Here is a 14697-nt window from a genome sequence, read left to right on the forward strand (position 1 = left end):
CTCACTCCATTTGGAGAAGCCGTTATGCGCTCCTGTTTATTTATTTTCTCATAGAAAAACAGATTTCCTTTTAAATCTCGTACCAGATAATTTCATTTGCATCCAGATCCAGATCAAAACTTGTTCCATCACCTTTGTATACCGTTGTGCTCTGCGGTTCATATGTGTTGTTGACAACACAGTATTTTCCATTTTTTACATAGGCATGGACTTCTACATTGAAGTTCGTGCTGAACCATTTGTGCAGATTTTCTTCATCGTGAGAAGACCAGATAATAGAACGGTATAACAGACGGCTGTTCTCGAAGCTGTATGGAAGTCCGCTGATATAAACGCAGCGTCCCTCTCCAAATTCATTGACTGCCATCTGAACTTCTTTATCAATCTGACGCAGAATTGTTGTTCCGTCTAAGGCAAAAATATTCTTCTGTCCTTCACCAAAGTCGATATCCTTTGTACAGTCTTCTTTGATAAAGTGATCATGCTCTTCCCAGTTATACTTATCTGTGTTCAAGTTAAATCCGTTTTCTTTCTCTACTCCCAATGCATTTGCAAGCTGGAAGTAACGTCCTTCCCACTGATAAGCTGTCGGTTCTCCGACTCCAATGAAGCCGCCGCCATTGTAGATAAAGCTCTTCACTGCTGTGACAACGGTCTCGTCAATCCAGTTTGCTCCGCCGCTGTGGGCTGTGTAAGCACCGCCTACATTGATGATAACATCAATCTCATCTAAGATAGCCGGATTTTCTTTAATATCATCAAAGCTGATAAATCTTACATCAAATGGTGCGCCGGACAATGCTTCAATGATTCCTGCATAAGAGTAGTTCTGTTTCTGATATAAAGCGTGATGAACCATATGATTTCCCCATGCTCTCATCTTGCCCCAGCTGTTAAGAACAGCAACTGTCTTCACGCAGTACGGAGTTGTTCCTTTAATATTTTCATATAATGTACGGAACTCATCACATACACTTTCCACATAATCAATAAATTCCGGGAATTCCAGTGCAAGTTTCAGATAACCGCCGTATCCGATACGGTCGATCGGTTTTCTTAAAATAGCACGTCTTGCTGTTACCCAGTTTACCTTTGCTTCTTTTACCGGATCTCCGCCTTCGTGGAATGTATCCGGGAAGAAATACGGAAGGAAACGGCCTTCTGTATATTTCACATTTGGAATATCACTGATGAGACGAAGTGTTGAACCATTTCCCACACTTCCTACGACTGCATCCAGGCCAATGGATTTGAATTCTTCCATAAATGGCTCTGTTCCAATCCAGTGATCTCCCAGGAACATCATTGCTTCTTTGCCAAGTTCATGTGTCAGATCAACCATTTCTTTTGCAAGTTTCGCAACTTCACGGCGCTGGAATGCCTGGAAATCACGGAATTCCTTAGACGGAATTCGATACTGATTATTCATATATCCCTGATCAATGATGAATTCCGGACGGAACTTATATCCCACTTCTTTTTCAAACTGTTCCAAAATATATGGACTTACAGAAGCAGAATATCCATACCAATCCACATATTTCTCCCGCGCAAGTTCATCAAAAATCAATGTGAACTGATGGAAAAATGTTGTATAACGGATCACATCGATATGCGGATTGTCTTCAATATATTTGCGCAGACGCTTCATTGTGAATTCTCTTGTCTTCGGCTGGCGGACATCAAATGTAATCTGTTTTTCAACACCCTGCCAGTCATTGACAACTGCATTATACATATGTACCGGGTCCCACATAATATAAGCAAGGAAGCTTACTGTATAATCATGGAACTTTTTCGCTCCGTGAATGGTTACATCTCCGGTTTCATCACTATAATCCCACTCTGACACCGGAACTACCTCACCCGTTGTACGGTCAATGACTTCCCACCATCTCTGAATGTCATCATTGGAATTCACTTTCAGCATATCCGGATATAAATGATCCATCAAATGAATAGATAATTCTGTATCAACTGCTGTATGGAAAGATGTCATGATGTACATCTGCTGAATTTCATCCGGGTTTGCCTTCGCCCATGCATTGTCCTTACGAGTTGTGTAATATGTTGAATATACTTTTGCATCCACATCCCGAAGCTCCGCCGGATAGTCTGTACCATCACAGTCACGGATTGCATCTGCTCCCCAGCGTTTCACTAATTCTAATGTCTCTGGCACTACATCTACATCGGTCGGAATCGTTACTCTTCCTGTCAATTTCTCTTTGCTCATGATCCATCTCCTCTTCTTGCTTTCAAATCGTCTTTCAATTAATTTTAGTATACCTTTTTCCATTTATTGAATCTATAGAAATATTGTCGATAATTTTATATATATTGCTCCTTATCGATATACTAAAAAAGAGCGCTGCCCTTCTGATTTTTTAAGAAGAGCAGGCTCTGTCCTGCATAAAGTTTCTATGCTATTTTTTTCTTGATTTTTCTTCGGCAAGCAGTGATGCACCAAGCGCTCCGGCAAACCGCCCGAATTCATTTCTCTTTACCTTGCGTCCGATCTTTCCGGAAAGTACTTCAGTAAAATACTCACTGTCACTTAATCCCCCTGTCAAAATGACTTCCTCCGGAAGATTCTTTCTCTGACAGAGCTGCGCTACTTTTGAAGCAACAGAATCTACAACACCGGCTGCGATATCTTCCCGTTTCTTTCCTTCTCCGATATAGTTAATGACCTCTGATTCTGCAAAAACTGTACAGAGCGAACTGATCGGAATCACTTCTCCTTTTGCTGCCAGAGCAAACAGATCCTGAAGTGTTACGCCAAGCCGGTTCGCCATGATTTCCAGAAATTTTCCGGTTCCTGCGGAACATTTATCATTCATTAGGAAATCTGACACCATTCCATTCTCCAGAAGAATCACTTTCGTATCCTGGCCGCCAACATCAACAACAGCACAGTCTGTACTTCCAAGTTCCCGTCCGCCTCTTGCATGGCAGGTAATCTCTGTAATTACATAATCCGCAAAATCTACCGCCACACGTCCATAGCCGGTGGCAACAACTTTCGTATCATCTGCAAGCACGTCCACGCCGGCTTCCTGAAGTCTGTCTTGAATAACCAGTGTCGTTTCCTTACTGCTCCATCCTGTCGGCATCACAAAATGCAGTTCTTTTCCGCCTGTTCTGACAACAACTTTTGATGCAGTTGAACCAATATCAATTCCTACATAATTCATTCCAAATAACCTCTCTGTCTTACAGCATCTCGATAAATGCTGCAATTCTCGTATTTAACTGTCCGATATCTGCCTGTGAATAATCTGTCTCCACTCCGATATACGGGATTCCCTTCTTCTCATTTACAAATCTGCGGATACCGTAAGCTTCCACATTATATGTATGACATGCCTGAAGTACCATCTCCACAACGCCGTCTACCTGATATTCATCAATCAATCTGCCAAGCAGTTCCAGACGGTTTGGATTCGGTGTCATAACAGAACATCCGATATCCAGATACCGGCGAGCCAGTGCATCGTAAACATCCGGATTCTCTTCATCTACCAGCTTATCAATAGATTTTGCTCCGCCGCAGTTCTCATATGTTACAACAATTCCTCCGTTATCTTCAATTGCTCTGATAACCTTCTCTGTTGCTCCTCCGATCGGACATCCTGTCACAAGAATACGCGGTTTTTTCTCTTCCATCTTTCCTTCTGCATATTCTCTCTCAATCTTCTCAACAAGTGCATCTACTTCTGCCGGAATCTTTGAACGGTCAAACTTGAATCCGCTTCCGTACAGTACTTTAAAGAGATCCTGACCTTTGATCGGAGCCGGATCATGCTTCATCACTTCATATAATTTTCTGAGAGAACGTCTTCCACGGTTGTTCATCTTAATCGCTTCGCGAATCTGATCTTCTGTAATCGTTGTCTCAAATTTCTTTTCAAGATATTCTTTGAATTTGATCATTTCCTTCTTCCAGAGTACAAGTGCATCTTCACTCTGAGAATTTGGAAGCTCCATAAGATACACATCTTTGAACTCTGACATATATTCATACATTTTCTTCTTACCGTCACATGTTGTCTCGCCTACGACAACATCTGAAAAGTAGAAAAATGGACATTTATCTGTAGCTGCAAAACCATAACTGGATTTGATCAATGGACAAAGATTCTTTGGAAGCACCTTCTCCGCTTCAGAAATCGTCTCATCAGATGTGGAGCAAAGTCCTACTGTAGCTGCTCCCATCGCCAGCGCAATCTCCTGTGGAAAATATGTACAATATGCACCGACTACCGGCACACCTTTGTCCTTCAGTTGTTTCATTGCTAAAAATGAATTCTTTCTCTGTTCTGCAAATTCCTCAAAAATTTCCGGAAGCTCTTTAATAATTTCCATGTCTGTCTCTATTCCTTTCCTGTCATTTGTATTCTCATTCACATCATGCTATTTTCATTGTAGCATTTACAACTTTCTGTGACTAATTCAAAAAAGTAATATATAGTTCAGACTTATAGAAGTTATCTATTCTATTATTTACTTCATTCTAGGAAAGAAAAAACCATGCCCCGGCGTTAAAGAGATATCCCACAAGAATAATCCCTACCGTAACGATACCCGTAAAAATCAGGAGCAGTTTCCGTTTCACTGCCTTGCTGAGCATTACAAGAGACGGAAGTGATAATGTCGTGACTGCCATCATGAACGCCAGTATTGTTCCCAGACCTGCCCCCTTCATCAAGAGACTTTCTGCAACCGGAATTGTTCCAAAAATATCTGCATACATAGGAACACCCACAAGAACTGCAAGCGGCACGGAGTAAAAACGATTACTGCCGAGAATCTGTTCTACCCAGGCTTCCGGAATAAGATTATGGATCATTGCACCGATCGCTACCCCGGCAAAAATATACGGGGCAACTTTTCGTATCGTTGACTTTACCTGCTCTTTCGCATATTCCAGCCGGTCTTTGACTGTCAGTTCCGGAAGTTCTGCATCCATGCTCGCCGCCTGTCGGATATAGTCTTCTACTTCCTGCTCCAAATGCAGCTTTTCAATCAGGCTTCCTCCGACAACCGCCACAATCAGGCCAACAATGACATAGGCAAGTGCAATCTTTCCGCCAAAAATACTCATCAGAAGTGCAAGGGAGCCGAGATCCACCATCGGAGATGAAATGAGAAAAGAAAAAGTCACTCCGAGGGGCAGTCCTGCGCTTGTAAATCCCATAAAGATCGGAATCGAAGAGCAAGAACAAAATGGCGTTACGGTTCCCAGCAAAGCGCCGATCACATTCCCTTTGATTCCCTGAAATCTTCCAAGCAGCTTCTTACTGCGCTCCGGCGGAAAATAACTTTGAATATAAGAAATTCCAAAAATCAGCACCGACAGCAAAATAAATATTTTAATCAGATCATAGAAAAAGAAATTCAACATTCCTCCCACGATCGATTGTGCCGAGATTCCTGTCAGCTCCAGCAGATTTTGGATCAGTTCTTTGAGCCAGTGCATTCCAAGTATCTGATTCTGAAAAAATAATCCAATCTCCCTCATATCAATTCCTCTTTTCCCACGCTATGCTTCGTTTGCACATTTTTTCAATTTTTCAACAAGCTTTGCTGTGGAAAGCACTTGACCTTTGACAATCACTTTTCCATCTACCATTAGAGACGGAGCCGCCATTACTCCAAGCCTTACAATCTCCATCAGGTCTTCCACCTTCTCTACCGTAACAGATACTTTCAGTTCTTTTGCTGCCTCCAGTGTATTTGCATAGAGTGTATCACATTCTTTACATCCTGCACCAATTACTTTAATTTCCATCTGTCTTCCTCCTGTTATCTAATTGCGAAGCTGCATCGGAACACCGACCGTCTGCTCCCATGCATGAAATAATTCTTTGATCAAAGTTGGACCGATCTTAGAAATAAACACAAGCTGTGATGTTTCCTTCGCTTCACACGGTTTATAATCAATAAGTTTTCCTACCACATCAATCTGATTCCATCCTTCGTTGCTTAATCGGAAAAATCCTTTTACCCTGTGTACATCATTTTGGATCATTTCCAGAAACGCTTCCAGCTTCTCCCTGTCAACTTCTCCTTCAAAATTCATAAACAATGTTTTTGGCTTTGTCTCGATGGAGTTTGTCGTTTCTTCCTCTTCTGCCCAATCGAACTGCATCAGATCTTCCTGTAAAAACTCTGCATAAAGATCATTCATCGAACTGATACCAATACGGCATACCGGATTGATCTCCCGAATTTTCTGTTTGAGTCTTAGAAGCACATCCATATCGACCAAATCCACTTTCGTAATGACAACTGCATGGGCATGCTTAATCTGACGGTAAACACCTTCTTCTTTCTCAATCTGTTCTTCAAAATTCACCGCATCTGCCAGACAGATTGTTCCGCTGTAATCATACTGTTTTTCACAAATCTGTGCTGCTGCCCTTAAAATCTCTTTCACATTGGATGGATCACCGAATCCTGAACTTTCTACAAACAGATAGTCAAAGTCATAGGCTGACATTTCTGCAAGTGCCTGTACAAAGGACAGCTTCAGACAGGAGCAGAAAATAGATCCCCGGTTAATTTCAACCATTTTAATATCATCGTCTCTTAAAATTTCTCCGTCAATGCCCAGTTTCCCAAGCTCATTCTGAATGATTCCGATCTTCTTTCCTTCCAGTGTCCGCAATACATTCTGAAGCAGCGTTGTCTTGCCGGAACCAAGAAATCCGGTCAAAATATATAACTTTGTTCTCATCTCTTCCATCGTTTCTTTCTCCTCTCTTTCTGTTGTCCTTCCTTCTTTTTTTATGCCTGGACAGCCATAAATCTGAACTTCCTCCGGGAATTCTCTCTTCTGAAAGATTTCCCGGAGCATCTGCTGCAATTCATCACTGACCTCCTGATCAATAGAATAATGCATCCACTTTCCTTCTTTACGGCCTTTGACTAAGCCACTGTCACACAAAATCTTCATGTGATGAGACAGTGTAGGCTGACTGACATCTACAATTTCATTCAGCTTGCAGGCACATTTTTCTCCGCCCCTAAGATAATCCAGCAGCTTTAATCGATTCTCATCACTCAGGGCTTTAAAAACCTTTGCTTCTTTGACAAAATTTTCTTTCATTGCCTCTATCCACCCGCTTTTATATATTGATATTTATCTATCTGTTAGCAGTTTAGCACATATATAGATATATGTCAATATATAAATCTTTTAGCAATCATCTTTTTACGCAAAAAGCTTACAGTAATGATTTTCATTTCACTGCTGTAAGCTTTTTCATTTATTTTCTCTGTTATAGTTTTCTCCTGTTATTCCCGCAGGCTCAAGATTCCTTCTGCAAGAATTTTCACATCATCAATAATATAGTCAAAAGCTCCTGCCTTTACCATATTAATCACAATCATGCCAATCGGAACTGCCAGAAGAAGTCCGACTACACTTCCGACTTTATATCCAATATAGAGTAATACTAACGTCACAATCGGATTCAAGCCCATACTGTCTCCCACAAGCTTTGGCTGAATTACCTGGCGTACAACTTGTGTCACAATATATAAAATCAACAGTCCTGCTGCCATTTTATAACCGCCAACCATAAACTTATAAATAATCCACGGAATCAAAATCGTACCTGTACCAAAAAATGGCAGCATATCGACAACTGCAATAAGAATCGCCAAAAGGATTGTATAATTCACTCCCATAATCGTCAGTCCCAAAAATACAATCACTCCAACAACTGCCATAATTTTCAGCTGTGCCCGGAAATATCCTCCAATGGCATATCTGAAATTGTGACTTACCATCGCCATCCTCTTACGAATAGACTCCGGCGATACACGGATCAACCATTGAAGTACTTCGTCTCTGTCTACAATAAAGAAATACGCTGACATAATTGTTACGATTACCGTAACAAGCATGGACGGAATCCGCTTAGCAAGATTTCCGGCTGCTTCTACGGTCGGCTCGCTGATAGCGCTGATTAGCGTTCCCATATAGCTGTCAAGATTCTCCACCATATTTTGCCAGCCATTCTGGATTCCTTCCGGCAGACGTTCATAAAGCCCTGCCAGGTCATTTCCAATCTGCCGCAGTCCCATTTCCAGATCCTGATACATGGTCGGTACATCCTGGGCAAAACGCCCCACCTCCACAACAAGTTTCGAAATCCCCCAGTACAGTAAAAGTACAATGGCTGCCAACACTCCTACAACAATCAGAGCTGAACCGAATTTCTTTTTCATTTTTAACCTTGTTTCCAACCAGCATACCGGCCGGTATGCCAAAAGTGCGATCAGCCAGCCAATCACAAACGGAAGAAAAAAGCTCAAAAGCTTTACTCCCGCCACAATTACAATGCTGGTTGCGATCAGACTGGCGGCAAGACTTACCGCCACCTTCCAGTATGGACGTTTGTTTTCCACGTTACTCCACCTCTGCTTTGTTTAAAAACTCCCTCTCAATCAATTCCCACACTTCGTCTCTTCCCTGTTTTGTCTCAGAAGAAAATGGAATGACTTTTGTTCCCGGAACAAGATGCAGACCTTCTTTTAGAATCTTTACATTCTTTGCAATCTGGCTCCGCTTGATTTTATCAAGCTTTGTAGCAATAATAATCGGATGATATCCCTGACTCACAATCCACTCATACATCATTGCATCATTTGCCGAAGGCGCATGACGGATATCCACAAGCAGGAATACTGCTTTTAACTGCTGGGATTTGTTTAAATAGCGTTCGATCAGTTTTCCCCATTGAATCTTTTCCTGTTCAGATACCTTTGCATATCCATAACCCGGAAGGTCTACAAGATACATTTCTTCATTGATATTATAGAAATTAATTGTCTGTGTCTTTCCCGGTGTGGCAGATACTCTCGCCAAAGACTTTCTGTTTAAAAGGGCGTTAATCAAAGAGGATTTCCCTACATTTGATTTTCCTGCAAATGCAACTTCAATCTTATCATTCTGAGGAAGTGTACTCGTAATTCCGCACACTGTCTCAAGATTTACACTTTTTATAACCATATTTGCTCCTATTGTACAAGTGCCTTTTCCAGCACTTCCTTCATCTGAGAGACAGGAATAATTTCCAATCCCTTTGTTATTTCCTGTGACAATTCTTCAACATCCGGCTGATTTTCCTTCGGTACAAGCACTGTCTTCATTCCAGCCTGTTTTGCTGCCAAAAGCTTCTCCTTCAATCCACCGATCGGAAGGACGCGCCCTCTCAGCGTGATTTCTCCTGTCATCGCCAGATCTGCTCTGATTTTCCGCTCAGTTACCGCCGAAAAAATCGCTGTTGCCATAGTGATTCCGGCAGACGGTCCATCCTTCGGCACTGCACCTTCCGGAATGTGAATATGAATATCATGCTTTTCAAAAAAGTCTTCTGAGATTCCCTGGCTCTCGCTGATCGAACGGATATAGCTGATTCCGGTTCTGGCAGATTCTTTCATTACATCTCCAAGCTGTCCTGTCAGTTGGATTTCTCCCTTTCCCGGCATTACATTTACCTCAATCTGAAGCGTATCTCCACCGACGCTTGTCCATGCAAGCCCGCGCACAATACCAATCTCATCCGTATCGTTTTTCATTTGCGTATGATATTTTTCTTTGCCAAGATAATGTGTCAGATTCTGTTCTGTTACGCGAACGGTCTTCTTGTTCTGTTCCATAATTTCTCGCGCTGTTTTCCTTGCAATCGTTCCGATCAGCCGTTCCAATTGACGTACTCCTGCTTCTTTTGTATAACTTTCGGCAATTTTCCAAAGCGCATTTTTGCTAATTCTCAACTGCTCCGGCAAAAGACCGTTTTTCTCAATCTGCTTTGGCACAAGATGCTCTGTTGCAATATGCATTTTTTCATTTTCTGTATAGCTGCTGATTTCAATTACTTCCATACGGTCAAGCAGCGGTCTTGGAATCGTCTGCAGTGTATTTGCCGTCGTAATAAATAATACTTCTGACAAATCTACCGGAACCTCCAGATAATGATCCCGGAACTTCACATTCTGTTCTCCATCAAGAACTTCCAACAATGCAGAAAATGTGTCGCCCTTATAGTCTGTGCTGACTTTATCGATTTCATCCAATAACATGACCGGATTTTTTACTCCGGCGCTTCTAAGACCATTGGCAATTCTTCCCGGCATTGCTCCCACATAAGTTTTTCTGTGTCCGCGAATTTCCGCTTCATCTCTGACGCCGCCAAGTGAAATACGCACATACGGCTTCTTTAATGCTCTTGCAAGTGATCTGGCGATGGACGTCTTTCCGGTTCCCGGCGGTCCCACAAGGCAAAGAATCGGACTGTCTCCCTTTTTCGTCAAGGCACGAACTGCAAGAAAATCCAAAATTCTGTCTTTCACTTCTTCCAGTCCATAGTGGTCTTCTTCCAGAACCTGTTTTGCAAACTTAAGATCTGTGCTGTCTTTGGCTGCCCGATTCCACGGCATCTCAAGCATCGTTTCAATATATGTTCGGATGACACCGTTCTCCGCGGTACTCCCGATTGTATTTTTAAACCGTTTAATTTCCTTTTTCAGCTTCTCTTTGACTTCCTCCGGAGCTTCCAGCCGCTCAGTTGCTTCCTCGAATTCTTCCGCATCTGACAGCGCTGCCTCATCGCCCAGTTCCTCCCGGATCAACTTTAACTGTTCCCGAAGAATATATTCTTTTTGATGCTGGTCAATCCGCTCCTTTACTTTGTATTGGATCTCTTCTTTAATATCCATAATCTGCGTCTCTGTGGCAAGCTTCAGCGACAGCATCTCATAGCGCTTCATCAAATCGTCTTCATTCAAAAGCTGCTGAAGTTCTTCATACTGAAGCGGAAGGTTTGCTGAAATCTGCTCGATCAGTTCTTTTAAGTCTTTGATTGCCACAATTCTTGCAGCCAGCTCTTTCGTAATCCGAGGACTTTTCGCTCCATATTCCATAAACAGATCTTTTAACCCGCGGATCATTCCTTCAATATTTACCGGACTGCCAAGATCCGGAACATAATCTTCCAACGGCGTAATCTCTGCAGTCAGATACGGCTCTGTCTGCTCTAATTTTACAAGCCGCGCCCTCTGTTCTCCGGTTACAAGTACTCTGAGAACGTTTTTCGGCATTTTTAATACTTGCTTTACTTTCGCAATAATCCCGACACTGTAAAGCTCTTCCTGATCCGGTGTGTCGGTATCTATTTTTTTCTGTGTCACGAGAAATACCGTCTGGTCATTAAGCATCGCTTCCTGAACGGCCTTTACAGACCGCTCACGGCTGATGTCAAAATGTACCACCATTTCCGGCATCACCGTCATCCCGCGCAGCGCCACCGCCGGCAGGATCTTTTTTTGCTCACTCATCCAAGTATCTCCTCTCTGTTGCTTTTATCGTAATAACAGGCAGGCACTTATTCACACAAGTACCTGCCTGACATGTCATTTATGCGCTTTCGCCTGCTGCTACTGCTGTCGGAGAATATTCCGGTTCTCCTGTTCCTTCTACAGCAGCCTTTGTAATTCGGCAATAACTGATATTTTCATTTGACGGTACTTTATACATGGTATCCATCATCGCCTTCTCCATAATTGCCCGAAGTCCCCTTGCTCCGGTCTTTCTGGAAATTGTGATATCTGCAATCGCTTCCAGCGCTTCCTGTGTAAACTCAAGTTTTACACCGTCAAGCTCCATCAGCTTCTGATACTGCTTCACGATAGAATTCTTCGGCTCCTGAAGAATCCGAAGCAGTGCCTCCCGGTCAAGAAGATCCAGTGTCACAACAACCGGAACACGTCCTACGAACTCCGGAATCATTCCGAATTTCACAAGATCCTGCGGCATCACTTCTTTCAAGACTGTGTCCATATCTCTCGACAGTTTCGATCCGACTTCCGCCTGGAATCCAATGGACTTCTTATCTGTTCTCGTCTCAATGATCTTATCAATTCCTTCAAATGCTCCACCACAGATAAACAGAATATTTGTCGTATCAATCTGCATAAGTTCCTGATGCGGATGCTTTCTTCCTCCCTGCGGAGGAACTGATGCAACAGTTCCCTCGAGAATCTTTAAAAGCGCCTGCTGCACACCTTCACCGGATACATCTCTTGTGATAGATGGATTTTCGGATTTTCTTGTAATCTTATCAATCTCATCCAGATAAATAATTCCATATTCTGCACGCTGGATATCGCCGTCTGCTGCCTGGATCAGTTTCAGAAGAATGTTCTCCACATCTTCTCCAACATAGCCAGCCTCTGTCAGTGCAGTTGCATCTGCAATTGCAAACGGTACGTTAAGCATTCTTGCCAGCGTCTGCGCCAGCATTGTCTTACCGCATCCTGTCGGTCCAAGCAAAAGGATATTGCTCTTTTGAAGTTCTACACCGAGATCCCGCTCCGCCATAATCCGCTTATAATGATTATACACTGAAACTGCCAGAACCTTCTTTGCCTCATCCTGTCCGATGACATAATCATCAAGAAATGCTTTGATTTCTTCCGGTTTCATCAGATTAATATCATCGAAAATATTATCTTCTTCGTATTCAAATTCTTCTTCAATAATCTCGGAACATATTTCCACACACTCATCACAGATAAATATGTTATTCGGTCCCGCAATTAGTTTTCTGACCTGGGACTGTGGTTTGTTGCAAAAAGAACATCTCACAGTGTCTCCTATTTTCGCTGCCATTTCTTCACCTCAGCCATATTTCTATTGATAGACACAAAGGAGTTGCTCTAAGAGAACAACTCCCAGTGTGTAAGATTAACGACTTGTAACAACTTCGTCAATCAATCCATACTCTTTTGCTTCCTGAGCGCTCATGAAATTATCGCGCTCTGTATCTCTCTGGATTACCTCCAGCGGCTGTCCCGTATTTGCAGCCAGAATTGTGTTTAACTTATGACGGGTTTTAATAATATGTTCTGCAGCGATCTGAATCTCTGTTGCCTGTCCCTGCGCACCGCCGGATGGCTGATGGATCATAATCTCTGCATTCGGAAGTGCAAGACGCTTTCCTTTTGTACCGCCTGACAGCAGGAAAGAGCCCATACTTGCGGCCATTCCCATACACATTGTAGATACATCACATTTGATGTACTGCATTGTATCATAAATTGCCATTCCTGCTGTAACAGATCCTCCCGGACTGTTAATATACATATGAATATCCTTATCCGGATCTTCTGCTTCCAGAAACAGGAGCTGCGCCACAATTACGCTCGCCAATCCATCTGTTACTTCCTCTCCAAGAAAAATAATACGCTCTTTTAACAGTCTGGAATAAATATCGTAAGAACGCTCTCCGCGGCTGTTTTGTTCAATGACATAAGGAATTACGCTCATATATCTGCCTCCATCTTTCTATAAACATTTCAAATTTGAAACGGTTCTTACTCTTCTACTGCATTCTCAGCAACAAATGTAACCGCTTCCTGAACAGCCATATCTGCTTTCATCTGCTCTTTCTCACGGTCTCCCATGAATCCTAACAGCTTATCTGCTTCCATTCCGTAAGCTTTTGCCATCTTCTCGATCTCTTCCATGAACTTCTCTTCGCTCACTTCAATGTTCTCTGCTGCAACGATTGCTTCAAGAACAAGTCTTGTCTGGATTCTCTTAAGAGCCTGTGGGCGCAGTTCTTCTATCATCTGCTCTGCTGTCACACCTGTAAACTGGAAGTACTGATCCATTGTAAGTCCCTGCTGCTGAATTCTCTGTGCAAAATCATTTGCCATCTGATTCGCTTCTGTATCGATCATTGCTTCTGGAATCTCCATCTGCGCATTCTCTACTGCTTTTTCTACTGCCTGGTCTTCTCTCTTTCTCTTACCGTCAGCAGCTTTCTGCTCTTTGATCTTTGCTTTTGTATCAGCTTTTAATTCCTCTAATGTTGCAAATTCAGAAATCTCTGCTGCAAATTCATCATCTAATTCCGGAACTTCTTTTACGCTGATCTTATGTACTGTACATTTGAATACAGCCGGTTTGCCCTTTAATTCTTCTGCATGGTAATCTTCCGGGAATGTTACATTTACTTCTGTCTCTTTCTCAAGCTCTGCTCCGATCAGCTGTTCTTCGAATCCCGGAATGAAAGCTCCTGATCCGATTGTCAGTGGATAGTTCTCGCCTTTTCCGCCTTCAAATGCAACGCCGTCAACAAATCCTTCAAAATCAAGAACAACATCATCTTTATCCTGAACTGCACGATCTGTTACTTCAACGATTCTTGCATTCTTTTCAGCTTCCTGAGTTAATTTTTCTTCGATTTCTTTTGCTGTTACGCGTGTAGATGTCTTATCTACTTTCAGTCCTTTATATTCTCCAAGTGTTACTTCCGGTTTCACTGCTACTTCTGCTGTGAAGATGAAAGATTTTCCTTTTTCAATCTGTGTTACTTCGATCTTCGGCTGAGAAACGATCTCGATCTCTGCTTCATCATATGCTTTTGCATACTCTCTCTGAATCAGAGCATTTGCTGCATCGTCAAAGAAGATTTCTGCTCCGTACATTTTCTCTACCATTGCGCGAGGAGCTTTTCCTTTACGGAATCCCGGAAGGCTGATGTTTTTCTTCTGTTTGTTATATGCACCCTGAAGTGCTTTCTCAAATTCTTCTGCTGAAACTTCGATTGTAAGTTTTGCCATGTTTTTTTCTAATTTTTCCACCTGTAAACTCATTTTTAGTGTTTCCTCCTTAAA

12 protein-coding genes and 1 pseudogene are annotated in these 14697 nt (G+C 42.4%); all 13 read right to left on the minus strand.

Features of this window, described 5'->3' with window-relative positions:
* Positions 1-70: 70 nt before the first annotated feature.
* Entirely contained in the window at positions 71-2236 is a 2166-nt protein-coding gene (gene gnpA / locus KFE17_07225) for a 1,3-beta-galactosyl-N-acetylhexosamine phosphorylase (GenBank protein QUO33505.1), read from the minus strand.
* A 190-nt stretch (positions 2237-2426) separates the two neighbouring features.
* A complete protein-coding gene (locus KFE17_07230; protein ID QUO33506.1) occupies positions 2427-3197 on the minus strand; it encodes a CoA activase in 771 nt (256 codons plus the stop codon).
* A 19-nt stretch (positions 3198-3216) separates the two neighbouring features.
* Entirely contained in the window at positions 3217-4368 is a 1152-nt protein-coding gene (locus tag KFE17_07235; GenBank protein QUO33507.1) for a 2-hydroxyacyl-CoA dehydratase, read from the minus strand.
* A gap of 148 nt (positions 4369-4516) precedes the next feature.
* Entirely contained in the window at positions 4517-5530 is a 1014-nt protein-coding gene (locus KFE17_07240) for a permease (protein ID QUO33658.1), read from the minus strand.
* Positions 5531-5545: 15 nt separating this feature from the next.
* Positions 5546-5794: a thioredoxin family protein gene (locus KFE17_07245; GenBank protein ID QUO33508.1), complete on the minus strand. Its 249-nt coding sequence runs from the start codon at positions 5792-5794 to the stop codon at positions 5546-5548.
* Between the two features lie 18 nt (positions 5795-5812).
* On the minus strand, positions 5813-6751 hold the full coding sequence (locus KFE17_07250; GenBank protein ID QUO33659.1) for a GTP-binding protein: 939 nt from the start codon (positions 6749-6751) through the stop codon (positions 5813-5815).
* Between the two features lie 96 nt (positions 6752-6847).
* A pseudogene (locus KFE17_07255) lies at positions 6848-7114 on the minus strand (winged helix-turn-helix transcriptional regulator).
* A gap of 188 nt (positions 7115-7302) precedes the next feature.
* Complete coding sequence (ytvI, locus tag KFE17_07260; GenBank protein ID QUO33509.1) at positions 7303-8421, minus strand: sporulation integral membrane protein YtvI; 1119 nt, start codon at positions 8419-8421, stop codon at positions 7303-7305.
* Position 8422: 1 nt separating this feature from the next.
* Positions 8423-9025 carry a YihA family ribosome biogenesis GTP-binding protein gene (locus KFE17_07265; GenBank protein ID QUO33510.1) on the minus strand — a complete coding sequence of 201 codons (603 nt, stop codon included), beginning with the start codon at positions 9023-9025 and terminating at the stop codon, positions 8423-8425.
* An 8-nt stretch (positions 9026-9033) separates the two neighbouring features.
* The gene (gene lon / locus KFE17_07270) at positions 9034-11352 is read right to left on the minus strand and encodes an endopeptidase La (protein ID QUO33511.1); all 2319 of its coding nucleotides are present in this window, start codon (positions 11350-11352) and stop codon (positions 9034-9036) included.
* A 79-nt stretch (positions 11353-11431) separates the two neighbouring features.
* On the minus strand, positions 11432-12685 hold the full coding sequence (gene clpX / locus KFE17_07275) for an ATP-dependent Clp protease ATP-binding subunit ClpX (GenBank protein ID QUO33512.1): 1254 nt from the start codon (positions 12683-12685) through the stop codon (positions 11432-11434).
* A 75-nt stretch (positions 12686-12760) separates the two neighbouring features.
* The gene (clpP, locus tag KFE17_07280) at positions 12761-13342 is read right to left on the minus strand and encodes an ATP-dependent Clp endopeptidase proteolytic subunit ClpP (GenBank protein ID QUO33513.1); all 582 of its coding nucleotides are present in this window, start codon (positions 13340-13342) and stop codon (positions 12761-12763) included.
* A 47-nt stretch (positions 13343-13389) separates the two neighbouring features.
* Complete coding sequence (gene tig / locus KFE17_07285; protein QUO33514.1) at positions 13390-14676, minus strand: trigger factor; 1287 nt, start codon at positions 14674-14676, stop codon at positions 13390-13392.
* Positions 14677-14697: the final 21 nt, after the last annotated feature.

The sequence above is a fragment of the Faecalicatena sp. Marseille-Q4148 genome, assembly GCA_018228665.1.
Lineage (GTDB): Bacteria > Bacillota > Clostridia > Lachnospirales > Lachnospiraceae > UBA9414.